Annotated in this window: 21 protein-coding genes and 1 pseudogene; 16 read left to right on the plus strand and 6 right to left on the minus strand. The window is 67.2% G+C overall.

Going from position 1 to position 22,321, the window contains the following annotated elements; genetic code table 11:
• Positions 1 to 61 precede the first annotated feature (61 nt).
• The 4 genes from PMO31116_RS06205 to PMO31116_RS06220 are packed head-to-tail and all read left to right on the plus strand — an operon-like array spanning position 62 to position 4,126.
• Entirely contained in the window at positions 62 to 610 is a 549-nt protein-coding gene (locus PMO31116_RS06205; protein WP_150565970.1) for a hypothetical protein, read from the plus strand.
• A complete protein-coding gene (locus PMO31116_RS06210) occupies positions 607 to 2,250 on the plus strand; it encodes a TolC family protein (RefSeq protein ID WP_150565971.1) in 1,644 nt (547 codons plus the stop codon). Before PMO31116_RS06205 ends, PMO31116_RS06210 begins: the two co-directional genes overlap by 4 nt.
• A complete protein-coding gene (locus tag PMO31116_RS06215; RefSeq protein ID WP_150565972.1) occupies positions 2,247 to 3,620 on the plus strand; it encodes a multicopper oxidase family protein in 1,374 nt (457 codons plus the stop codon). The genes PMO31116_RS06210 and PMO31116_RS06215 overlap by 4 nt, the downstream gene beginning before the upstream one ends.
• A complete protein-coding gene (locus PMO31116_RS06220; protein ID WP_343038595.1) occupies positions 3,617 to 4,126 on the plus strand; it encodes a cupredoxin domain-containing protein in 510 nt (169 codons plus the stop codon). The genes PMO31116_RS06215 and PMO31116_RS06220 overlap by 4 nt, the downstream gene beginning before the upstream one ends.
• 42 nt (positions 4,127 to 4,168) lie before the next feature.
• On the opposite strand, the gene PMO31116_RS06225 is transcribed toward PMO31116_RS06220, so the two are convergent.
• On the minus strand, positions 4,169 to 4,756 hold the full coding sequence (locus PMO31116_RS06225; RefSeq protein WP_150565973.1) for an IMPACT family protein: 588 nt from the start codon (positions 4,754 to 4,756) through the stop codon (positions 4,169 to 4,171).
• Positions 4,757 to 4,778: 22 nt separating this feature from the next.
• Positions 4,779 to 5,648: a PhzF family phenazine biosynthesis protein gene (locus PMO31116_RS06230; RefSeq protein ID WP_150565974.1), complete on the minus strand. Its 870-nt coding sequence runs from the start codon at positions 5,646 to 5,648 to the stop codon at positions 4,779 to 4,781.
• A 340-nt stretch (positions 5,649 to 5,988) separates the two neighbouring features.
• On the opposite strand from PMO31116_RS06230, the gene PMO31116_RS06235 reads away from it, so the two are divergent.
• On the plus strand, positions 5,989 to 6,708 hold the full coding sequence (locus PMO31116_RS06235) for a pirin family protein (protein WP_150565975.1): 720 nt from the start codon (positions 5,989 to 5,991) through the stop codon (positions 6,706 to 6,708).
• A gap of 250 nt (positions 6,709 to 6,958) precedes the next feature.
• Here the strand turns inward: PMO31116_RS06235 and PMO31116_RS06240 are convergent, their stop codons facing one another.
• Positions 6,959 to 8,209, minus strand: coding sequence for a GTP-binding protein (locus tag PMO31116_RS06240; RefSeq protein WP_150565976.1), 1,251 nt, complete (start codon positions 8,207 to 8,209; stop codon positions 6,959 to 6,961).
• 390 nt (positions 8,210 to 8,599) lie between these two features.
• Here PMO31116_RS06240 and PMO31116_RS06245 point away from each other — a divergent pair, with 390 nt between their 5' ends.
• From PMO31116_RS06245 to alkB, 5 genes are all read left to right on the plus strand, one after another.
• The gene (locus tag PMO31116_RS06245) at positions 8,600 to 9,010 is read left to right on the plus strand and encodes a copper resistance protein CopC (protein WP_150565977.1); all 411 of its coding nucleotides are present in this window, start codon (positions 8,600 to 8,602) and stop codon (positions 9,008 to 9,010) included.
• A complete protein-coding gene (locus PMO31116_RS06250; RefSeq protein ID WP_150565978.1) occupies positions 9,010 to 9,999 on the plus strand; it encodes a copper resistance D family protein in 990 nt (329 codons plus the stop codon). The genes PMO31116_RS06245 and PMO31116_RS06250 overlap by 1 nt, the downstream gene beginning before the upstream one ends.
• 106 nt (positions 10,000 to 10,105) lie before the next feature.
• Positions 10,106 to 11,311 carry a bifunctional DNA-binding transcriptional regulator/O6-methylguanine-DNA methyltransferase Ada gene (gene ada, locus PMO31116_RS06255; protein ID WP_246185168.1) on the plus strand — a complete coding sequence of 402 codons (1,206 nt, stop codon included), beginning with the start codon at positions 10,106 to 10,108 and terminating at the stop codon, positions 11,309 to 11,311.
• The gene (locus PMO31116_RS06260) at positions 11,308 to 12,039 is read left to right on the plus strand and encodes a 2OG-Fe(II) oxygenase (RefSeq protein ID WP_150565979.1); all 732 of its coding nucleotides are present in this window, start codon (positions 11,308 to 11,310) and stop codon (positions 12,037 to 12,039) included. The genes ada and PMO31116_RS06260 overlap by 4 nt, the downstream gene beginning before the upstream one ends.
• The gene (alkB, locus tag PMO31116_RS06265; RefSeq protein WP_150565980.1) at positions 12,036 to 12,695 is read left to right on the plus strand and encodes a DNA oxidative demethylase AlkB; all 660 of its coding nucleotides are present in this window, start codon (positions 12,036 to 12,038) and stop codon (positions 12,693 to 12,695) included. Before PMO31116_RS06260 ends, alkB begins: the two co-directional genes overlap by 4 nt.
• A gap of 45 nt (positions 12,696 to 12,740) precedes the next feature.
• On the opposite strand, the gene PMO31116_RS06270 is transcribed toward alkB, so the two are convergent.
• Both PMO31116_RS06270 and PMO31116_RS06275 read right to left on the minus strand, forming a co-directional pair.
• Positions 12,741 to 13,361, minus strand: a complete 621-nt coding sequence (locus tag PMO31116_RS06270; RefSeq protein WP_150565981.1) for an NAD(P)-dependent oxidoreductase — start codon at positions 13,359 to 13,361, stop codon at positions 12,741 to 12,743.
• Between the two features lie 49 nt (positions 13,362 to 13,410).
• Entirely contained in the window at positions 13,411 to 14,127 is a 717-nt protein-coding gene (locus tag PMO31116_RS06275; RefSeq protein ID WP_150565982.1) for a DsbA family protein, read from the minus strand.
• Between the two features lie 124 nt (positions 14,128 to 14,251).
• Here PMO31116_RS06275 and PMO31116_RS06280 point away from each other — a divergent pair, with 124 nt between their 5' ends.
• On the plus strand, positions 14,252 to 15,217 hold the full coding sequence (locus tag PMO31116_RS06280) for a LysR family transcriptional regulator (RefSeq protein WP_246185169.1): 966 nt from the start codon (positions 14,252 to 14,254) through the stop codon (positions 15,215 to 15,217).
• Between the two features lie 218 nt (positions 15,218 to 15,435).
• Positions 15,436 to 17,139, plus strand: coding sequence for an acid phosphatase (locus PMO31116_RS06285; RefSeq protein ID WP_150565983.1), 1,704 nt, complete (start codon positions 15,436 to 15,438; stop codon positions 17,137 to 17,139).
• A 100-nt stretch (positions 17,140 to 17,239) separates the two neighbouring features.
• Here PMO31116_RS06285 and PMO31116_RS06290 read toward each other — a convergent pair whose 3' ends face one another.
• Entirely contained in the window at positions 17,240 to 17,695 is a 456-nt protein-coding gene (locus PMO31116_RS06290; RefSeq protein ID WP_150565984.1) for a MarR family winged helix-turn-helix transcriptional regulator, read from the minus strand.
• A 192-nt stretch (positions 17,696 to 17,887) separates the two neighbouring features.
• Here PMO31116_RS06290 and PMO31116_RS06295 point away from each other — a divergent pair, with 192 nt between their 5' ends.
• From PMO31116_RS06295 to PMO31116_RS06310, 4 genes and pseudogenes are all read left to right on the plus strand, one after another.
• Positions 17,888 to 19,609 (plus strand): FAD-dependent monooxygenase, encoded by a 1,722-nt coding sequence (locus PMO31116_RS06295; protein ID WP_150565985.1) that lies wholly within the window; start codon positions 17,888 to 17,890, stop codon positions 19,607 to 19,609.
• A 29-nt stretch (positions 19,610 to 19,638) separates the two neighbouring features.
• On the plus strand, positions 19,639 to 19,833 hold the full coding sequence (locus tag PMO31116_RS06300) for a DUF2783 domain-containing protein (RefSeq protein WP_150565986.1): 195 nt from the start codon (positions 19,639 to 19,641) through the stop codon (positions 19,831 to 19,833).
• 121 nt (positions 19,834 to 19,954) lie between these two features.
• On the plus strand, positions 19,955 to 21,370 hold the full coding sequence (locus PMO31116_RS06305; protein ID WP_150565987.1) for an MFS transporter: 1,416 nt from the start codon (positions 19,955 to 19,957) through the stop codon (positions 21,368 to 21,370).
• Positions 21,371 to 21,476: 106 nt separating this feature from the next.
• A pseudogene (locus PMO31116_RS06310) lies at positions 21,477 to 22,262 on the plus strand (NYN domain-containing protein); the annotation flags it as partial.
• Positions 22,263 to 22,321 lie beyond the last annotated feature (59 nt).

Here is a 22,321-nt window from a genome sequence, read left to right on the forward strand (position 1 = left end):
GTCCGCCCGAATGACGCGCGCCGCCGGCACGTCCGGCGTCGCCCGACTGACGAGTCTTTTCATGACATCTTCTTCTTTGCGACGGCACGCATGGGTCGTGCCGCTGATGCTTTCGCTCTCCGGGCTGTGGTCGTCACACGCCGCGAGCGCCGAACCGGCGCCGGCAAGCGCCGGCCTTGCCGATCCGTCGGCCCCGGACGCGCCCGCCGGCCCGCCACCTCAAGGGGTTCTGCAAGACTACTCGCGCCCCGCGCTGTCGGTGGCAACCGGCGACTGGCGCCGGATCAATGCCGGTGTTGCCGGCATGAATGGCATGAGCGGGATGGGCGGGATGGGCGGTGGCGGCCACGACATGGGCGACATGCCGTCCGCGCCCCCCGCAGGACACGCCGCTCACACCATGCCGATGCGAACGGGCGACGCTTCCACGTCGGCCATGCCCGCCGCTGGCGGCGAGCATGAGATGCATGGCATGACAATGTCGGCGCCGCCATCGGCCGCCGCCACGCCAGACCACGCGGCGATGGGACACATCATGCCGGCCGCGCCCGCGCCGGGCAGCGCTCCCGATCCTCACGCAGCGCATCGCATGCCGGGAGCGCCGAAATGACGGCCTCGCCAACGTTCGTCTTGCACGCCGTCGCCGAAGCACCGGCACGTCGGCGAGCGCCGGCATCCGGGGCGCAACGCAGAACCGCGATCGCCGCCGCCATTGCCGTGCTCATCCTGTCCGGGTGTGCGACGTTCAGCGAGGACGGTGGCTTCGGCCCGGTCGCCGACGCGACGCAACAGCGCCTGGGCACGCGCGCGGTCTGGGCTCGCGACGACGCCACGACGCAGGCGCTCGCCAAGGAACGCGACGACTTGCTCTCGCGCCCGCTCGACATCGACTCGGCGGTGCGACTTACGCTGATCAACCATCGCGGCTTGCAGGCAACGTATGCGGAGCTCGGGATCGCCGAAGCGTCGCTCGTGCAGGCCGGGCGCCTGCCGAATCCTCGCTTTTCCTTTCAGCGTGTGCAGGGCGGCGGCGACGTCAGCATCGAACGCACGTGGGGCCTCGACTTTGTTCGCGTGCTGACGATGCCGCTCGCCTCGCGTGTCGAAGCCCGACGCTTCGCGCAAGTACAGGCGCAGGTCACGCAGGCCGTCGTCGAGCAGGCGACCGCCACTCGGCGAGCGTGGATCGAAGCCGTCGCCGCCCAGGAGCGCGTGCGGATTCTCGAGCAGACCAGTGTCGCCACAGAGGCTGCCAGCGAGCTGGCCGATGGCATGGCGCGTGCCGGCAACTTCAGTGCGATGCGTCGCACGCAGGAGAACCTCGTGCATGCCGACACGGCGGCCCGTCTGGCGCGAGCGCGCGAACAGTCCCAGACCGCGCGCGAGCAGTTGGCGCGGCAGATGGGGCTGTGGGGGCAGCAATTGACTTTCCAGCTCCCCGAGCGTCTGCCGGCGCTTCCGCGCAAGCGCCCATCGTGGCCCGACGCAGAGGCGCAAGCCATGCGCGAGCGTGCCGACATTCGTGCCGCCCGCGCGGGCCTCGAGAGCACGTCGAGCGATCTGGGGCTCACACGCGTGACACGGTTCGTCAACGTCCTCGACACGGCCTATCGCGACAACAGCGCCACGGGCTCGCCCAACGAGCGCGGCTATGAAATTTCGCTGGAGGTCCCACTGTTCGACTGGGGTAGCGCGCGAGTGGCCGGCGCCGAGGCGCGCTACCGCCAGAGCCTCGACCGGTTGGCCGACACGGCAGTGGCCGCGCGCGCGGAAGTGCGCACACGCCGCGCGCAGACGATCGCCGCCTGGGACATCGCGGAGCACTACCGCACCACGATCCTGCCGATGCGCCAGCGTGTCTCCGACGAATGGCTGCTGCGTTACAACGGCATGCTCGCCAGCGTCTTCGACCTGCTGTCCGATGCACGCGAGCAGCGCGACACGGTGCTCGCCTACATCGACGCCACGGCCGACTTCTGGCTGGCGGACGCCGCGCTGCGCGAGAGCGTGGGCGGTGCCGAACCGGCGGCCGACGGTGCCCCCGCTGCATCGTCGGCCGCGCCCGACAAATCGCCGGCGCCGACGCCCTCGCCAGACGCCTCATCCCCGGCCGCGCCCACGTCGCCTACGTCGCCTACGTCGCTCGCTTCGCCCGCGTCACCGGGCGGACCGCCACCGGCGAGCGCGCCGTTGCCACGCCCACCGACCTCGCAACCATCCTCATCTCACACCCACGGAGGTGGCGCATGACTTCGCGCCGACGATTCCTGCGTGACGCCGGCCTCGCCGTCATGGGCGCTGCCGCCGTCGAGCGGGCCAGCCTCGCGGCGCTGCCCGACGCGGCAACCCGCAGCGATGCCAGTACCGCCAAACCCCTTGCCCCGCCGACCGGGCGGCCGTACCGGCCCGTCGTGACGCTCAACGGCTGGACCTTGCCGTGGCGCATGCGCAATGGCGTCAAGGAATTTCATCTGATCGCCGAGCCCGTGGTTCGGGAGATCGCTCCCGGCATGCAGGCGAATCTGTGGGGCTACAACGGCCAGAGTCCCGGCCCGACCATCGAGGTCGTCGAAGGCGACCGCGTTCGCCTTTACGTCACGAATCGTCTGCCCGAGGCGACCAGCGTGCACTGGCACGGGCAGCGACTGCCCAATGGCATGGACGGCGTGGCGGGCCTGAACCAGCGCGCCATCGCGCCGGGGCAGACCTACGTGTATGAATTCGAGGCGAAGCGCCCCGGCACCTTCATGTATCACCCGCACGCCGACGAGATGATGCAGATGGCCATGGGCCTGATGGGCTTCTGGGTCACGCATCCGAAAGATCCATCGTTCATGCCGGTCGATCGCGATTACGTGTTCCTCATCAATGCCTATGCCATCGACCCCGGCACGCGCACGCCGCGTGTCAACGAGATGACGGACTTCAATCTGTGGACGTGGAACAGCCGCGCGTTCCCGGGCATCGACCCACTGGTCGCACGTCAGGGCGATCGGGTGCGCATCCGCATCGGCAATCTCACGATGACCAACCACCCGATCCACCTTCACGGCCACGAATTCAACGTGACAGGCACTGATGGCGGCTGGATTCCTCCGGGCGCACAATGGCCCGAAGTCACCACCGACGTCGCGGTCGGGCAGATGCGCGCCATCGAGTTCGACGCGACGGAACCCGGCGACTGGGCGTTTCACTGTCACAAGTCTCATCACACGATGAACCCGATGGGCCACGAGGTGCCGACCATGCTCGGCGTGAACCAGCGCGGGATCGCCGAAAAAATTTCGCGCATCATTCCCGACTACATGGCAATGGGCGAGACCGGCGGTTCCATGAACGGCATGGAAATGCCATTGCCGGAAAATACGCTTCCGATGATGACCGGCACAGGCCCCTTCGGCCCCATCGAGATGGGCGGCATGTTCACCACGTTGAAAGTCCGGCACGACCTGCCGCGCGACAGTTATCGCGATCCCGGCTGGTATCGCGCACCGCGCGGCTCGGTGGCGAGCCCGTGGCAAGGCAGCAGTTCCGCGTTACCCTCTTCACATCGCCAACCCGCCCACTCCGGTCACACCGTTGCACCGGCCAAGGCAGGCAAAACAGGAGTCAAATCATGATGCGTTCGTTTCTTCATCGCACCGCGCCCGCGCAACTCGCGCTCGGCACACTCGTCCTGGCACTCGCCGTGCCGGCCCTCGCCGACGACATGCATGCCATGCACATGCAGCACGGCCAAAGCAACGCGGCGGCGACGGCCATCGGCGAGGCCGGCGACGACGCGCAGGCCACCCGCACCGTGGACGTCGACATGCGCGACACCATGCGCTTCTCGCCCGCCACGATCACCGTGCGCCGTGGCGACACGGTGCGTTTTGTCGTGACGAACAACGGCAAGGTGCGTCACGAGATGACGCTGGGCACCGCATCGGCGCTGGCCGAGCACGCGAAGATGATGCAGCAGATGCCGGACATGAAGCACGCCGAGGCCAACGCGGTGACGGTCGATCCCGGTCAGCGCAAGACCCTCGTGTGGCACTTCACGCAGCCCGGCACCGTGGACTTCGCGTGTCTCGAACCGGGACATTTCGAGGCCGGCATGCGCGGCGTGGTCAATGTGCGGTAGGCCGGACTGGCCAGACCGACCGGGCTCGCCCGGCCGGTCGCCTCAGGCCGCGCCGCAACGTTCGAGGCCGCCGCTCAATGCCTCTGTCGCGTCGGCCTCGAACGCGGCGACGTCGCGCGCTCGCAGGCACAGTTGCAACGTCACCGCGTCGTCGTAGGCAACATCGAGCACTTGCGCCGCATGACGCTCCGCCAGCCGGCGCAGCATCGCTTCGTGGGCGAACGCACAGCGGTAGCGCATCTTCGCCATCGGCTCGACCGCGGTGAGCGTGGCCAACTTGAGGGCTTCGCTCACCGCCTGACCGTACGCGCGGGTCAGTCCGCCCGCGCCAAGCTTGATGCCCCCGTAATAACGCACCACCACCGCAAAGACGTTCGTCAGGCCTTTGTGCATGAGCACGTTGTACATGGGCTTGGCGGCGGTCCCCCCCGGTTCGCCGTCGTCGTCGAACCCCGACGCTCCGTCGCACAGCAACACCCAGCAGTAATGCGTGGCGTTCGGGTAGCGCACGCGCAGAGCGTCGAGTTCGCGCATGGCCGCCTCGCGCGACGCCACCGGCATGACAATGCCGATGAACCGGCTCTTCCTGATTTCCAGCTCGGTCTCGACCGGCGCTGCCAATGCATACATAAGGCTGTCGTCTCCCGGCGCTTTACAGGCGCACCTCGCCGCGCGCGAGTTCGATGACGTTGCCACCGACCCGGATCTGCCGGTCCGCCGTGACCTCGAGCGTCAGACGACACGGGCGGTCCACGGCGTCGCCCTGCGACACGCGGGCGCGCACCGGCAGCGGGTATCCCTGCCCGATCAGCCAGCCGCCGAGATTGGCGCAGGCCGAACCCGTTCCCGGGTCTTCGCTCACGCCGCCGCCCTGGGTGGTGAAGAAGTAGCGCGCCGTCACGTCCAGTTCGCCGCCCTTCTCGCCATCGATGGAAAACACGTAGCCGGTCTTGCGTCCGAGGCTGGAGAGCGGCCAGCGCTCGAGGCGTGCGCTGTCCGGTTGCGCACGCGCGACGACCTCGGCATTGCGCAGCGGGATGAGCAACTGATCGGCGCCGGTATCGACCCACTGCGGCGATTGCGCGAGATCGTCGCGGCCAAGCCTCACGAGCGCGGCGATGTCGGCATCCGCCTCGCTTGCCTTGGAGATCTTCGGTTCGCCAGACGACGGCGCCGTCAACGTCCAGTGATCGCCCGTCGCCTCGACCGGAACCCGGCCCGCGGCGAATTGCAGCGTGACGTGATCGCCCAGGCCGCGCATGGCACGCAGCACATGCGCCGTGCCCAGCGTGGGATGTCCGGCAAACCGCATTTCGTAGCCTGGCGTGAAGATCCGCACATGAGCGTCGGCCGTCTCGGAGGGCAGGATGAACGTTGTCTCGGACAGATTGAACTGACGCGCCAGCGCGCGCATTTCGTCATCGCTCAGACCGCGCCCGTCTTCGAACACGCATAGCGGGTTGCCGCCAAACGTGGTTTCGGCAAACACATTGACGATGCGAAATGCATGGGTGCGGCTCATGACGAATTTCCGGTGGGGGTAAGTCGTTTGGCGACGCGGCTCTCGAACCCGATCGGAACTGCCGACCGACCCGCGTGCGTTGCGAAGGAAGGCTCGTAGTCTCGCACATCGCGCCACGGCACGCGCACGACGGCTCTCGCTTTCGGACGATTGTTCGCAAGCCACCGGAATCGTCCGATCCCGTCGTCGGCGAGAGCGGAATCGAAATCTCTCATTGTCTCTTCTCAGATGACAATTATTCACAATTCAGATGGATTGTGGTTCTCTCTCAGGACTCTAAAATGACATTCATCGAGGCACACACGGCCTCCCAACGAAACAGAAACGACAGGAGCACATCATGCTGGACATCAGAAAGGCTGCGGACCGGGGCGTTGCAAATCACGGCTGGCTCAACTCGCGCCATACGTTCTCGTTCGCTAACTATTACGATCCGAAGCAAGTCGGCTTTTCCGATCTGCTGGTGATCAATGACGACCGCGTGGCACCGGCGCAGGGCTTCGGCAAGCATCCGCACCGCGACATGGAGATCTTCTCGTACGTGCTCGAAGGCGCGCTCGAGCACAAGGACACCATGGGCACGGGGTCGGTGATCGAGCCTGGGGACGTGCAGCTGATGAGCGCAGGGCGCGGCGTGGCGCACAGCGAATTCAACCATTCGACCACGTCGCCGGTGCACTTCCTGCAAATCTGGATCGTGCCTAACCAGGCAGGCATCGCTCCGGAATATCAGCAACAACGGTTCACGCCGGAAGAAAAGCGCGGTCGTCTGCGCCTGATCATCTCGCCGGACGGCCAGGACGCCTCGCTGCGCATCCACCAGGACGCCCGTGTGTACGCCGGTTTGTTCGACGGCGACGAGTCGGCCACGCTCACGCTGGCGCCGAACCGTTACGCCTACGTACACGTGGCACGCGGCAGCGTGACGCTCAACGGTGTGGCGCTGGGGGAAGGCGACGGGGTGCGGGTGCGCGACGAAACGGCGCTCACGCTTTCGAAGGGCAGCGACGCCGAGGTCCTCGTGTTCGATCTGCGCCCGGTGGAAACGCCCGACTTCTGACGTCAGGCAGGTTGACCCGGCAGACGCTCGCCTCCCTGCGTATGCCAGTCATGGGCGCCGCCTTCCCTCGGCGCCCGCGCGGCCGGTACCTCAAGGTGCCGGCCGCGCTTTCTCCAACGCCTCCGTGCGACAACGCCGACACCGCCAATACCGCCAATACCGCCGACAACGCAGGTGACGGTGCCCGCTCAGGCACGTTGCCAATTGCGTGGCCGCTTGAATCGCGCCCGGACGTTCAGGCGCGCCGCACTCATGCGTCGTCGCTTTCCATCGCCAGCGGCAACGCGTGAGCGTGATCGCGCCAGGCGCGCTCGCCCTGCGCAAGCTCGACCGCGCTCAGACAGCAGGTATCGAACGCAGCCTCGATGGCGCCACGGTCCAGGCCGCGACCGATGAACACGACTTCATTGATACGATCGCCCCACGGCGCTTCCCAGCCCGCTTCGATCGCCGCGCGCTGCGGATCGTCCCTCGGCGGCCACTGGTCCGGATCGACCGCCGCCCACCACTGCCCCACCGGCTCCAGCGTGGCCGTGTTGCCCGCCCGCGAATAGGCCAGCGCCCAGGCGGGCCGACTGGCGGACCAGACATAGCCCTTTGCACGCATCAGGCCATCGAAAGGCATCGACATGAACGCCGCAAAGCGCCCCGGATGCAGCGGCTCGCGCCGGCGCACGACGAAACTCGTGACACCGTAAGTGTCGCCCTCCGACGCGTGCCCGCCCGCCAGTGCCTGCGCCCAGCCAGCCATCTGGCCGGCGCGCGCGGGGTCGAAGCGTTCGGTGCCGAGTACGTCGGTCAGCGGCACCCGACCGCGCTCGCCGAGCACGATGCACGCAGAGGGGTTGAGTCCCGTGATCAGCGCCTTCACGGCATCAAGCCGTGCCGCGTCGACACAATCGACCTTGCTCACGACCACCACGTCGGCAAATTCGATCTGCTCGGTGAGCAACTCCGCGAGACGGCGCTCGTCTTCCTCACTGGCGACTTCGCCACGTTGCGCAAGCGTATCGACGCCTTGAAAATCCTCCAGCACGTGCAACGCGTCGACGACCGTCACCATGGTGTCCAGACGCGCCACGTCGGCGAGCGACTGTCCAGCGTCATCGCGAAACTCGAAAGTTGCCGCCACCGGCATCGGCTCGGCGATACCGGTCGACTCGATCAGCAGATAGTCGAAGCGTCCGTCCTGCGCGAGTTCGCGCACGGCGATCAGCAGGTCTTCGCGCAACGTGCAGCAAATGCAGCCGTTGCTCATCTCCACCAGACGCTCCTGTGTGCGCGACAGCGCCGCCCCCGCATTGGCGGCGTCGCGCGTCACGAACGACGCATCGATGTTCACCTCGCTCATGTCATTGACGAGTACGGCCACACGCAAGCCATCGCGGTTGCGCAGCACATGGTTGAGCAGCGTGGTCTTGCCCGCGCCCAGAAAGCCGGAAAGCACGGTCACGGGCAGACGACGATCGGCGTCGCCGGATTTCGCGAGAGGGGGGGTCATGGCTATGATGTCCTGTGATCGGCGGGCAGCATGCGGTGCGACCAATCGTCTGCAGCCCCGTTAATGCAACTTGGTTGCAATAATGCGCGATGATACGGGGACTGCGCCATATTTGCAACTCAGTTGCAAATATGGGACTACCTTGCCTCGCCGGCTGCGTCAGTCTTCAAGGTCTGCGATACTGCGCGAGCAGCGCAGACTGCGTTATTCGTCATGGATCCGCGCGTGTCTGCACAGGCATCGCGAGGTCCCGTACGACGCGTCGCGTCCCGGCCATTCACTCGCTGGCGAGGGCCGTCTGCCGACCTCGGCCTTCTTCCGTGCCGGTCTTCGTCGATGCGGCCTTGGTTCAAGCTTTCGCAGCCTCCTTTTTCGTTCTGATTGCCCCCTATGCGTAATTCAAAGTTCCACGCCAACGCCTTCTGCCACGCTCATGGACTGCGTCTCGCCGCGCGAGGTGTCGCCCTGGCGAGCGCCATTGCGTTCGCCGGCCTATCGCAAGGCGCGTGGGCCCATGCGCACTTGGTCTCCAGCGCCCCGGCCGCACGGGCGAGCGTCGAGGCCCCGACGTCGGTGCGCGTGACGTTCGATTCAGCACTCGAGGGCGCCCTGTCGAAACTCAGCGTCGTCGACGCGAAGGGCCAGCCGGTCACAACCGCGAAGCCGACACTCGACGCCGCGCGCAAGACGCTTACCCTGGTACTGCCCGCGCTTGCCGCCGGCGACTACCAGGCGAACTGGGTCGCCGTGGCGAGCGACGGCCATCGCACGCAAGGCAATTTCCGGTTCACCGTGAAGTGATGACGGCGGAACTGGCCGCCGGCACCTGGCAGCCCGCCACCGCCGGCTTGCTCGATCTGGCCCTCGCGCTGGCGGCCGGCGTGCTGTTGTTGCGCAGCCCCCACGCCGTGAAGCGCGGTCTCACATTGCGCGTGCTGCCCGCCTTCGCGGCCGGGCTCGCGGCGCTGGCGTGGGTCGCGTATCTCGTCGCCAGTACCGAGGCCATGACCGGTGGCGAATGGGGAAGCGCGTCGGCCATGCTCGGCGACGTGTGGCTGGTGCTGACGCAAACGCATTACGGCCGAATGCAATGGGTGGCCGGTCTGGGCGCCGCCTTGCTATGCGGAGGCGCCTGGGCCTGGTACGACGCGCGACACCGATTGCGGCAGGTGTTGCCCATCGCCGATGATCCGCGCGACCGGCACCATCGGCGCGAGCATCGCCAGGAACGCCATGCACGTGCGATCTACGCCGTGGGCGCCGTGGTGCTGGCGCTCGCGCGCGCGGGCACCGGGCATGCGGCGGACGCATCGATACCGTCGCTCGCCGTCGGCATTCACACGTTGCACGTCGCCGCAGCCGCGGCATGGACCGGCGTGCTGCTCGTGGCGGGATGCGCCATCCCCGGCTGGCGCCACTGGCCTGTCGGTGCACGCGCGGCGTATGGCGAACGGCTGTCGTCGGTCGCGACATTGGCAATGTTCGTCGCGCTCGTCACAGGGGCCTTCAATGCATGGCGCACGCTCGGCGAGACGCCGTCGCTGTGGTTCGCCGGTCAGAACGCGCCGTATCTCGCTTGGCTGGTGACGAAGCTGGTGCTCGTGGGCTGCGCCGCCTTGCTGGGTGCTTGGAACCGCTGGCACTTCCTGCCGCGCCTCGCGCTCGACACCGGCGAGACGCCGCTCGACACCACGGCATTCGCACGCGTGGTTGGCATCGAGGCGCTCGTGCTGGTGATGGTGATGAGCCTGGCCGCCAAGCTCGGCACGACCATGCCGCCCGGCGTGTGACGCGACGCGCCGAGAACGGAGAATTCGATAGCAAGAAACGGAGCGCCGCCGCGAGACCCGCTCCCTACACTGAAGTGACATCCTCAGTCCACGGGAGACCATCGTGATGCGTACCCAGCCCATGACCACTCAACGCACGCCGCGTTCAAGCGACACCGCCACCGTGCGCGCAAATCGTGCAGCCGGCGCGCGCTACGCGACCGACGACGCCAAATGGGCAGCCGTTGTCGCGCGCGACAAGCAGGCGGACGGCGAATTCTTCTACTCCGTGCGCACGACCGGCGTGTTTTGCCGCCCGTCGTGCGGCGCCCGCCTGGCGCGGCGCGAGAACGTTGCCTTCCACGCGAACATTGCCGCTGCCGAGCGCGCCGGCTTCCGGCCGTGCAAGCGATGCAAACCCGACCAGGGCGGCCTCGATGCACGCCACGCGGCCCTGGTGACTGCAGCGTGTCGACGCATCGAGACGGCCGAAGTACCGCCGCGGCTGGATGCGCTCGCGGCCGAGGCCGGGCTCAGCCCGCATTATTTCCACCGGCTGTTTCGGGCCGTGACCGGTGTTACGCCGCGCGCGTACGCGAACGGCCGGCGCGCCGAACGCGTACGCGAGGCATTGCCCGCTTCGGGCAGCGTCACGTCCGCGTTCTATGACGCGGGGTTCAACTCCAACGGCCGCTTCTATGCAAGTGCCGACGCCCTGCTCGGCATGAAGCCCGCCACGTTCCGTGCGGGCGGGCTGGCCGAGTCGATCCGCTTCGCGGTGGCGCAATGCTCACTCGGGGCATTGCTCGTTGCCGCCACCTCGCGCGGCCTGTGCGCCATTTCGCTCGGCGACGATCCCGACGCGCTCTTGCGCGATCTCCAGGATCGCTTCCCCAAGGCGGAACTGGTCGGCGCGGACGCCGAGTTCGAACGCTGGGTCGCGCAGGTCGTGGGATTCGTGGAGTCGCCGCGCCTCGGCCTGTCGCTCCCGCTCGACGTGCGCGGCACGGCGTTCCAGCAGCGCGTGTGGCAGGCGTTGCGCGAAGTTCCGGCGGGCAAGACCGCCAGCTACGCACAAATCGCCGAGCGCATCGGCGCCCCGCGTGCCGTGCGCGCCGTGGCGCAGGCATGCGCGTCCAACCGGCTCGCCGTGGCGATCCCCTGCCATCGCATCGTACGCAACGACGGCGCGCTCTCGGGCTATCGCTGGGGTGTCGAGCGCAAGCGCGCTTTGCTCGCCAACGAGCGCGGCGACGAAGAGACGGGCGACGGGCAAAGCGCGCTCGACGCGCATGCTTCGCGTGTGCCGGGCATCGACGGGGAAAAGCGGTGAACGATCGCGTCGATTCACTCGACTGGGCCGCGCTGGAAGACGAACTCAACGCCCACGGCGCCGCGCGCATCGCGCAATTGCTCGATGCGCAGGCGTGTGCCACGCTGCGCGACATGTACGGCCCGACGCACGGGCGCATGAGCGTGACGCCCACTTCGCCACGCTTTCGCAGCCGCGTCGTGATGGCGCGTCACGGCTTCGGCCAGGGGGAGTATCAGTACTTCGCCTATCCGTTGCCGCCGCTCGTTGCCGAATTGCGCGAGGCGTTTTACGCGCCCTTGCGCGACATCGCGCATCGCTGGCATGCCGCGATGGGCATCGACATACGCTTTGCGCCGACGCATCGCGCCTACCTGGCGCAATGTCATGCGGCCGGTCAGTGCCGCCCCACGCCACTGCTGCTGCAATACGAAGCCGGCGACTACAATTGCCTGCATCAGGACCTATATGGAGACCATGTCTTCCCGTTGCAGGTGGCCATCCTGCTCTCGCAACCGGGCGAGGATTTCACCGGCGGCGAGTTCGTGCTCACGGAACAGCGCCCGCGCATGCAATCGCGTGCCGAAGTCGTGCCGCTCATGCGTGGCGACGCGGTCGTCTTCCCGGTACATCATCGTCCGGTGAACGGCACGCGCGGCGTGTATCGGGTGAACATGCGGCACGGCGTGAGCCGGGTGCGCAGCGGCCATCGGCACACGCTGGGCGTGATCCTGCACGACGCCACATGACACTCGACCTCTTCGGCACAGCCCACGACGACACCGACACCGGGCAGGTACCGGCGGACGTGCTCGGCCCCGGCGCCTTCCTGCTGCGCGGCTTCGCGCGCTCGCGCCTGTCGGTGTTGCAGGGGGATATCGACGCGGTCGTCGCACTGGCGCCGCTGAGGCATTGGCTCACGCCCGGCGGCAAACGCATGTCGGTCGCGATGACCAATTGCGGCGACGTCGGCTGGATCAGCGATCGCGCCGGCTATCGGTACGGCACCCACGATCCGCTCTCCAAGCAACGGTGGCCGTCGATGCCGGCGTCGTTCACCGCACTCGCGCGAGAGGCCGCCGAAGCGGCCGGCTATCGCGGCTTCGCGCCGGACGCCTGCCTCATCAATCGCTATTCGCCCGACGCCCGGCTCACACTGCACCAGGATCGCGACGAGCGCGATCTGGACGCGCCCATCGTGTCCGTCTCGCTCGGCTTGCCGGCGACCTTCCTGTGGGGCGGCCTGCACCGCGGCGACAGAACGCGGCGCGTGCGCCTGGAGCCGGGCGACGTCGTGGTGTGGGGCGGTCCGTCCCGGCTCGTCTATCACGGCATTGCAAGCGTCGAAGGGAGCTTCGACGCACAGGCCGTACGCTACAACCTCACCTTCCGGCGGGCGCGCTGATCGTCTGGCGAAGCGCGCGCCGCCGTCGTGCAAGGGCTCGGTCGCTCAGTAACCGACCGTGAAACGCGCGCGCGGATGAGCGTTCTTCTCGAGTTCGTCGACCAGCGCGATGGCGAAGTCTTCCATCGAGATCCAGCTCTTGCCGTTGCCGTCGACGAGCAGGGCGTCATCGCCAAGACGGAACTTGCCGCTGCGCTCGCCCGGCTCGAACAAAGCCGACGGCGACAGGAACGTCCAGTTCAGCGGCGAATCCTTCGGCTCGGCGCGCAGCACCTGAAGGAACGCCCGTCCAGCGGCCGCTTCCGGCTTGTAGGCCTCGGGGAAGTCCGGCGTATCGATGAGTGCCTTGCCCGGGGCGATTTCGAGGCTTCCGGCGCCGCCCACCACCAGCAGACGCGGCACACCCGCGCGCTTGACGGCGTCGACGAGTTTCGCGGCGTCCATCGAGACGAAGCGGCCTGCGCTGATCACGGCATCGTGACCGGCAAGCAACGGCGCGAGCGACGCCGGATCGGACGCATCGCCCTTGACCACGCTCAGACCCGACTGCGCTTCGACGCGCTCGGGATTCCGGGCGATGCCGGTGACCGTGTGGCCACGTTGGCGCAGTTCTTCGGCAACGCGCGTGCCCACGCGACCGGTAATACCAATCAATGCGACTTTCATCAGACGACTCCTGCAGTTGAGGGGGAATTCGGAGAGAGGCGACGCGCGTTCAGATCGCGCAGCCATCGGGGCCGCACTGCGGCAACGCGGCAGCGTCGCCCGCTGCGGCGGTCGCGGCCCGTGCGGCCATCAGGCGCTCGCGCAACGCGTCGCGCCATGCGTCGGGCTGGCCGAGATAGCGCCCCGGTTCGAGACGCTCCAGGCGGCCATCGATTTCCAGCGCAAAGGTCGGAAAACCGCTGCCGCCCACGCGCGCGAGCCACGCACGGCTTTCGCGAAAGTGCGCCATGAGCGCGTTTGCATCGACGGCGTCCAGCGCCTTCGCGAACGCTTCCCGGTCCAGGCCGAGATCGGCGGCAATGTCGACGAGCACGTCGCGCTCGGCAATGCGCTTGCCGTCGACGTAGTGCGCACGCTGAATCGCGGCGAACATGTCCAGACCGCGCCCGGCCAGCACCTCGGCGGCCAAAGCGGCGGCCGTCGGCGGCGCGGAGTCGAAGACGGCGGCGCCGTCGCGCAGCAATCCGTCGAAGTAGGCGTCGCCGAACGGCTGACCGGTCATCTCCGCGATACGTAGGTCGTGCGGCATGACGTAGCTGCGCAGTTGCGGCGTGACCGGCTGCGCATTCGGGCCGGCCATCATGCCGCCGCCGTGAAGCGCCACATCAAGGCCGGCCACGTCGCGCGCCGCGCGCACGAGGGGCGCCGAAGCGTAGCACCAGCCGCAAAGCGGATCGGCGATGTAATGCAAGGTTGCATGGGTCATCTCGGTTGTCCTGTGTCGTGTCGCGCCGTCTTCCGGCGCCGGTGATGAATGCCATCGTAGTCGCGCCAGTCGCGCAAAAAAAGCCCATAATGACGATCTCTTTGTTGCATCGATCGAGCAAATCATGGACCGTCTTACGGCGATGCGCGTCTTCACGGAGGTGGCCGAACGGGGCTCTCTCACCGCGGCGGCACAGCGGCTGGACATGTCGAGAGCGATGGTCTCGCGCTATCTGGCGGAGTTGGAGGCATGGCTGGGTACCCGGCTGCTGCACCGAACGACCCGCGCGGTGAGCCTGACCGACGCCGGCAACGACGCGCTGCCGCGCTGCCGGGAGATGCTCGGGATCGCGGACGATCTCGCTTGCGCATCGCAGGCCGACAGCACGCCGCGCGGCCTGCTTCGCGTGGCCTGCAGTACATCGCTCGCGCAGGCGTTCCTGGCGGCGGCCGTCACTCGGTTCATCGTTCGCCACCCCGGTGTGGCGATCGATCTCGTCGTGGCCGATCGCACCATCGACCTGGTGGACGAACGCATCGACCTGGCCATTCGGGTCACGAGCGAACCGTCGCCAGGTCTCATTGCAAGACGCCTGGCGACCTGCCATTCCGTAGTCTGCGCCGCCCCCTCATACCTTCAGCGTCACGGCACCCCCGAACGGGCGGAGGACCTCGCGCTTCACAACTGCCTGACCTACACGTATTTCGGCAAGAGTCTCTGGCAGTTCACGCACAACGGTGCGCCGCTCGGCGTGCCCGTGGGGGGCAATCTTTCGGCCAACGAGGTCATCGCGGTCTTCGCCGCCACGCTCGCCGGCGCGGGCATTTCCCTTCAGCCCGTTTATTCGGCGCTGCCGCATCTGCGCGACGGCACCCTGCGCGCCCTGCTGCCCGACTACGTTCCGCGCGAGATGACGATCTACGGCGTGTACATCTCGCGCAAGCAAATGCCCAGCGCCCTGCGCGCCCTGCTCGACGATCTGGTCGAACAGTTCCGCACCGGTCTGTTCGAGGACACCGGTTACCCCGGACGCCGTCCCTCGCCTTCAAAACCGCCGGCACCGCCCGCCCCCGGGGCGTCTTCGGACTGACACCGGGCGTCGCGCCCCGGTCACGGCCGGGACGCGTGCGGTGACAGCCCGGCGATGTCACCCATTTGTCACAATCCCCGCGTAAAAACGTCGTCTGCCTCGCCCGCCCGGGCCGGCCGGCAGCACAAGGTCTCGTACGTCCGTCCTTGCCGACCGGTCGCGCTCGCGCGCACGCGCCTCACGGCCCGACACGTCAAACCAGGACATCCAAGGACACCATGACGCACGACACCACGCCCCACGATCCCGCCGCCGATTCGCACGACGACAACCCGTCGGACCCGTCGCGCCGCCGCCTGCTCCAGGGTCTGGCCGCCATCGGCGCGGCCGGTGCGGCCGGCGCCACCACCGCGCTGGCCGGCTGCGCCACCGACACCGGTGCCGGCGCCCCGACCGCCGTCGCGCCGGGCGGCACGTTCGACGCGCAACTCAAGGCGAACATCAAGACAGTGGTCGTGATCTACCTGGAGAATCGCAGCTTCAACAACCTTTTCGGCGACTTCCCCGGCGTGGAGAAGCCGCTGTCGAAAGTGCCCGCGTCGGCGTACACGCAGCTCGATCGCGACGGGAAGACGCCGATGGCGTTGCTGCCGCCGGTCTTCGACGGTCTGGTGCCACGCCCGCAAATGCTCGGCGGCAAGAAGTATCACATCGGGGAGAAGGACCTTCCCCGCCAGCCGAACGCACCCTACATGCTCAAGGACGCCGAGGGCAAGCTGCTGCCGGAGTCGGTCATCACGCGCGATCTGTGGCACCTGTTCTGGCAGAACCAGATGCAGATCAACGGCGGCGCGAACAATCAGTTCGCCGCATGGGCCGACTCGGGCGGCCTGGTCATGGGTTACTACGGCGAGACGGCAAAGACGCTCGACCTGTACAAGATCGCGCAGCAGTACACGATGTGCGACAACTTCTTCATGGCAGCCTTCGGCGGGTCGTTCCTCAACCACCAGTTCCTGGTCTCGGCACGTCCGCCCGTCTATCCGAACGCCGAGAGCAGCCCGGCCAGGGACAAGATTGCCGTGCTCGCCGACGGCCCCCAGGGTGTGCGTCTGGCCGTGTCCGCGGAGTCGCCCGCCTCGGCCGCCGACGGCAAGCCGAAGTTCGTGCGCGACGGTGCGATCACGCCCGACGGGTTTGCCGTGAACACGATGATGCCCGCGTATCAGCCGTCCCCGGTCAAGCCCGCCGCCTCGGGCGACAAGCGCTTTGCCGATCCGTCGAATCCTGCCACGCTGCCGCCGCAGAACTTCGCCACCATCGGCGACCTGCTTTCGTCGAAGGGAGTGTCATGGGCCTGGTACGCCGGCGCATGGCAGTCCGCGCTCGATCACAAGGGTGGCGCCGACAAGCCAAACTTTCAGTATCACCACCAGCCGTTCAACTACTTCGCGCAGTTCGCGCCGGGCACGGCCGCCCGAGCGGAACACCTGCGCGACGGCGGCGAAGGCGACAGCCCGATCTCGAACAGATTCCTCGCCGATGTGGTCGCGGGCAAGCTCCCGGCCGTGACGTTTTACAAGCCGCAGGGCAACCTGAACCAGCATGCCGGCTACTCAGATGTCGCGTCGGGCGATCAGCACGTGGGCAACGTGCTCGCGCACCTGATGAAGTCGCCGCAATGGCAGAACATGCTGGTCGTGATTACGTATGACGAGAACGGCGGCTGGTGGGATCACGTGGCGCCGCCGAAGGGCGACCGCTGGGGCCCGGGCTCGCGCATCCCCGCCATCGTGGTCTCGCCGTTCGCGCGGCGCGGCAACGTCGATCACACGTTCTACGACACCACGTCTATCCTGCGCTTCATCACGCGCCTGTACGATCTGCCCACGCTCGAAGGCATCGCGCATCGCAATGCGGCGTTCGCCGCTCGCGGGGCCATGCCGCCGGGCGACCTGACGAAGACGTTGTCGTTTGCCTGATCTTCGGATGAATCGTATGCGCGGCGTGCGCGGCCGGTGCACGTCGCCGGCATTGAAAAAGGGCGCCGGGGCGCCCTTTTTTCATCTTCACTTTGGCGGCTCAAGTCTGATCGTCGAGTTCGTCGGAGCGCACAAGCAATTTGTCGAGCAGCGTTTCGTAGACGCGCATCTCCTCGTCCGTAAGCGCCTCGAACAAGCGCTCGTAGTGCGCGCGCGCCGCATCGATCACCACGCGCCAGACGCGCTCGCCGTCCGGCGTGAGCGTGACCTTGACCGCGCGACCATCGTGCTCGTCAGGCGAGCGCCGCACCAGTCCGCGCGAAACCAATCCGTCCGCACCGCGACTCGCCTGGCTCTTGTCCAGATTCGCGCGGCGCGCCAGCTCCGAGTTCGACAACGCGCCCGCCGTGCCCACCGCCGCGAGCACGCGTGACTCGGCCAGGCTGAGCTGCGCGGTCTCGGCGTACGACTGCGCGATGCGCTTGTCGTGCTGCTTCATCAGACGGTGCATCTTGTAGGTCAGGAACTGATCGAGCGTTTTATGGGCTAGCCGCATTTCAGTGTTTTCCCCTAGTCGAAAGGGGTCGATATTTGGTTGCGAACGCAACCTTATCACACTAGAATGGTTGTGTTAGCAACTAAATGCTCGATGACGCCTCACGTCATTTGCGCAAGGTGCGGCTGCTGTCTCCCCGCTGACACGAGACGCCACGCCCCGCGCGCCGAGCGGCTTTTCAGGTGCCGCACCATGCATCGACCAGAGACCACCCCGCGCGCGTCGCTTTATCACACGTATCGCGTCTATCCCCACTATGCTCCGGCATCCCTCGCGACGGGCAACGCCAGAGCGGCCGACGCCGGCGGGAACGGCACCGTCCCCGTCACGATCGTCGGCGGCGGCCCGATCGGCATGGTCACGGCACTCGCGCTTGCACGTCACGGCGTGCGCTGCGTGGTGTTGCAGGCCGAGCAGCAAGTCTCGGAAGGCAGCCGCGCCATCGTCTTCACGCGCCGCTCGCAGGAGATTCTGCAAGCGGTGGGCGTGGCCGATGCCGTCGTGGCCAAGGGACTGCCTTGGACGAGCGGCAATTCGTACTATCGCGGCCAGCGCGTGTTCCGCATGGAATCGCCGGTCGACGAGGACGACCGTTTCGCACCGCTCATCAATCTCCAACAGAACGTGCTCGAGAGCTACCTGGTCGACGCCATCGAGCGCGAGCCGCTCGTCGAGATGCGCTGGGGCAACAAGCTCGTCGGACTCACGCAGGACGCGAACGGCGTCGCACTGCGGATCGATACGCCCGAGGGCGAATATACGCAGCGCACCGGCTGGCTGGTGGCCGCCGACGGCGCCCGCTCGACCGTGCGCACGGCGCTGGGCCTGCGCTTCGAAGGGGCGAGCTACGAAGGCCGTTTCGTCATTGCGGACATTCGCATCGACCTCGATCTGCCGACCGAGCGCCTGGCCTACTTCGCGCCGGACTGGAACCCGGGAAATACGGTGCTCATGCATCGCGAACCCGACGGCATCTGGCGCGTGGACTACCAGTTGCCGGCGTCCGAATCGTCGGAGCACGCGCTCGAGCCCGAGACCATCCGCGAGCGAATCAACGCACAACTCGACATGATGGGACTGGGCGGCACGCCATGGGAGCTCGACTGGTGCTCGGTCTATTCGGCACGCGCGCTCACGCTGCCCGACTACGTGCATGGCCGCGTGCTGTTTGCGGGCGATGCGGCGCACCTGCTGCCGATCTTCGGCGTACGCGGCGCCAACACCGGGTTTCAGGACGCCATCGATCTGTCGTGGAAGCTCGCTGCCGTGGCGCGAGGCGCCGCCCCGCCCGAACTGCTGGCGTCGTACACGCACGATCGCGTGGGCGCCGCGCGCGAGATCATCTCGGAAGCGGGCAAGAGCACGCGCTTCATGACGCCGCCATCGCATGGCTTTCGTCTGCTGCGCGACGCCGTGCTCGATCTCTCGCTGACGCACGATTTCGTGCGCCCGCTGTTTCACTGGCGTACGTCGCGCGCGCATGACTACCGCGACTCGCCGCTCAACAGTCCCGACGACGACAACGCCAGGATGCCTGGCGGCCCATGCGTGGGCGCCCCGGCGCCGAATCTGCGGCTCGGCGAAAACGACTACCTGTATGACCACCTTGGCGCCGCGTTCCATCTGCTGACGTTCGGCGACGCGCCGCTCGACGACGTGCTGCGCCATGAAGTCGCCACCTGGCGCGAACGCGGCGTACCGATCACGGTCGTCGCACTTTCCGGCTCGCTCCACGCCGTGGCCGGCGCCGACCTCACGTTGCGCGATGCGAACGGGCACGCCGCCGCCAAATATGGCGCGGCCGACGGCACGGCGTACCTCGTGCGACCCGATCACCACATTTGCGCCCGCTGGCAACGCCTGGACGCCGCGCGCCTCGCCAGCGCCCTCGCCAAGGCGACGGCCCGCTCGTGAGCCGCCACGCTACTCAAGGAAGCTTCATCATGACCACCCCACACACCGACATCGCGGGCCTCGAAGCGATCTACGATGCGCTTGCCCTGGCCATCGACGACGCGCCCGACGACGAGCGCGAGCGCTTGCTCGCCAAGGTCGCGCTGCTGCTGGCCAACGAGATCCAGGACGCGCCTCGCGTGCTGCATCTCATCGAGCAGGCCGCGCGCAGCACACAGCACTGAGCGACTCGCCCCCGCCCATACCCGCATCGTTCCCTTCGGCGCCCGCCCTCGACGGCGGGCCCGTTTTCATAACACCGCCATCTCACAGCCAAGGCGGGGAGCGTTGGAGAAGACACCCATCATGAGTCGTACCCCCTCTGCCGCCCATTCCGGCGGCGGCATCGCCGTATCCGCCCCTTCGGCATCGCTGCCTGGCGCCCAGGATGGCGCCGCAACCGCCTCACATGCCGTGCATGACACGGATCTCGAACGCCATGTGGTTCGCAAGATCTCGCGTCGCCTGCTCGGATTTCTCTTCGTCCTTTTCCTGTTTTCGTTTCTCGACCGCATCAATGTCGGCTTTGCCGCCCTCACGATGAGTCAGGACCTCGGGCTCACCAGCACGATGTTCGGCATGGCCTCGACCGTGTTCTATCTGACGTACGTGCTCTGCGGCGTGCCGAGCAATCTGATGCTCGTGAAGTTCGGCGCGCGCCGCTGGATCGGGGCGATCCTGATTGCGTGGGGACTGGCGTCGAGCGCGACCATGTTCGCGCATGACGCCACGAGTCTTTATCTCATTCGCGCCATCGTCGGCATCACCGAAGCGGGCTTTCTGCCGGGCATGCTGCTGTACATGGGTGACTGGTTTCCTTCGGCCGCCCGTGCGCGCGCGAACGCGTGGTTCATGATCGCCATGCCGGTGACGTCGGCGCTCGGCGCGGCGGCGTCGGGCTACCTGTTGCGCCTCGACGGCGTGGGCGGCCTTGCCGGCTGGCAATGGCTGTTCGTGCTCGAAGGACTGCCGACCGTGTTGCTCGGCGTGGTGACCTGGTGGTATCTCGACGACAAACCTGCCGACGCGCGCTGGCTAAGCCCCACCGAGAAGCGTGCGCTCGACGCCATGCTGGCGCGCGATCGCGCCGCCGTCGTGGCCACACGGGGACACGCCGCATCGGAGCAGAACACCGGCATGTGGCGCGCCATCCTCACGCCGAGCGTGGCGAAGTTCGCGCTCGGGTATTTCTGTCTGGTCAACACGCTCTCGCTCGCCTCGCTGTGGATTCCGCAGATCGTGAAGAGCTTCGGCACGACCAGCAGCAACGTGACCATCGGCCTGCTCGCGGCGATTCCCTCCGTGTGCACTATCGCCGGCATGATCTGGTGGGGACGCCGCTCGGACCGGCTCCAGGAGCGGCGCTGGCACCTCGTGCTGCCGATGTTGTTCTCCGCCGCCGGCTGGGTGGTGACGTGTTTTGCACCGGAACCGTCGGTACGACTCGCGGGTGTGGCGATGGCCTCGACAGGCGCCTACACGGCCATGGCGATCTTCTGGACCGTGCCCGATCGCAACCTCGCGCCGCACACGCGCGCGCTTGGCCTTGCCGTCATCAACGCCGTCGGTAATCTCGGTTCGGGGCTCAGCCCGATTGTCGTGGGCGCGCTCAGGGACTGGACGCACTCGTTCACCTCAGGCCTGCTGTTCGCCGCGGCGAGTCTGCTCGTGGGCATTGCCGTGCTGTGGTTCGCGCCGCTGGGAGATGCACGCGGGCGCTGACCGCGCCCGACACCGCGCCGGTGACATGACGGCCATCGTTCCGGGTGATAATGAGACCTCTCGCGCGACACCGCGCGAGAGGTTTTCGCATTCAAGGAACCCCGCCATGCCAGTGACAACGCCCGTGGCCGCCCAGGGCCCCACGCTCGTCGTGCTCATCGACGCCGACAACGCGGCCCCCGCCATCGTCGAAGGTCTGCTCACCGAAGTTGCCAAATACGGCGTGGCGAGCGTGAAGCGCATCTATGGCGACTGGACCAAACCGAACCTCGACGGCTGGAAGAAATGTCTGCTCGAGTTTTCGATCCAGCCGATTCAACAGTTCCGCTATACCGTCGGCAAGAACGCCACCGACAGCGCCATGATCATCGACGCGATGGACCTGCTCTATACGGGGCGCTTCGACGGCTTCTGCCTCGTCTCCAGCGACAGCGACTTCACGCGGCTCGCCTCGCGCATTCGCGAACAGGGACTGATCGTCTACGGCTTCGGCGAGCGCAAGACCCCTCAGCCGTTCGTCACCGCCTGCGACAAGTTCATCTACACGGAGCTGCTGCGTCAGGATGACGAACCGGACGGCGACGAAGCCCCCGCGCCTCGCAAGCGCCGCAGCGCGTCGGAGCTCAAGCGCGACACCCGGCTGGTGCGGCTGCTGCGCAACGCCGTGATCGCCGTCTCCGACGAGGACGGGTGGGCAAGCCTCGGCGCCATCGGCAGTCACATCGCCAAGCAGGCTCCGGAATTCGACTCGCGCAACTACGGCTTCGGCAAGCTGAGCGATCTGGTCGCGACCATCGGCCTGTTCGATGTCGAGCAGCGGGCGGGCACGGGCGGCAACAAAGGCCTTTGGGTGAGAATCAAGCCGAAGCGTGGCGCGGCAAAGCGCGGCGAATGAGCGCGCCCGGAAGAATTTTCGAAAATATCGCGCGAAACGCTTGCCAGCCTCGGAAA

Source organism: Pandoraea morbifera (genome assembly GCF_902459575.1).
Lineage (GTDB): Bacteria > Pseudomonadota > Gammaproteobacteria > Burkholderiales > Burkholderiaceae > Pandoraea > Pandoraea morbifera.